The sequence below is a fragment of the Rahnella bonaserana genome (assembly GCF_019049675.1).
GTDB classification, from domain to species: domain Bacteria; phylum Pseudomonadota; class Gammaproteobacteria; order Enterobacterales; family Enterobacteriaceae; genus Rahnella; species Rahnella bonaserana.
The window spans coordinates 1-384 of the sequence record NZ_JAFMOW010000023.1; the positions used below are offsets into that span (position 1 = coordinate 1).

The 384-nt window shown below is 63.5% G+C and carries 1 protein-coding gene; it reads left to right on the forward strand.

The features are described from left to right. Positions 1-384, forward strand: a 384-nt coding sequence (locus tag J1778_RS00095) for a type VI secretion system Vgr family protein (protein WP_217171492.1), incomplete at both ends; no start/stop codon positions are given.

Genomic DNA, 384 nt, shown 5'->3' on the forward strand with positions numbered 1-384 from the left:
GCGCGTCGGCGGATGCCGGTTATGCGTACCTGTGGGTGCGCCTCGCCAAACCCTACGGCGGTGACGGCTACGGCTGGCATATGCCGCTGACCGACGGCACCGAAGTGGCGATTGCCTTTGACGGCGGTGACCCCGACCGGCCGTATATCGCCGCCGCGCTGCACGACTCTGAACATCCCGACCACGTGACCGAAAGGAACCACACCCGTAACGTCCTGCGTACCCCGTCAAATAACAAGCTGCGGATGGAGGACCGACGCGGTGAGGAGCACATCAAGCTCGCCACCGAATACGGCAAAACCCAGCTGAATAGCGGGCATATCGTGGATGCGCAAAACGTGCCGCGCGGGCAAGGTTTTGAGCTGCGCACCGATGAACGCGGCG